Source organism: Streptomyces sp. NRRL S-495, from assembly GCF_000966955.1.
GTDB lineage: Bacteria > Actinomycetota > Actinomycetes > Streptomycetales > Streptomycetaceae > Kitasatospora > Kitasatospora purpeofusca.
Window position 1 is genome coordinate 1 of record NZ_JZWY01000901.1, and the last position, 254, is coordinate 254.

Here is a 254-nt window from a genome sequence, read left to right on the forward strand (position 1 = left end):
GGATCCAGGTGTCCGACGACGGCGCCACCTGGCGCACCATCGCCTCCGTCACGTCCGGCACCGGCGGCGTCCAGGACCTCACCGGCCTGTCCGGCTCCGGCCGGTACATCCGGATGTACGGCACCGCACGAGGGACCTCCTGGGGCTACTCGCTCTACGAGATCGAGGTCTACGGCGGCGCGCCGGGCGGCACCGGCGCGCCGGTGCCGGCGTCCGGCTGACCGGGTGACCGGCTGACCGGCTGACCGGCTGAC

At 74.4% G+C, this 254-nt stretch carries 1 pseudogene; it reads left to right on the forward strand.

Annotated features, from left to right (window positions below):
* Positions 1-221: pseudogene (locus VR45_RS35965) on the forward strand (discoidin domain-containing protein); the annotation flags it as partial.
* Between the last annotated feature and the right edge of the window lie 33 nt (positions 222-254).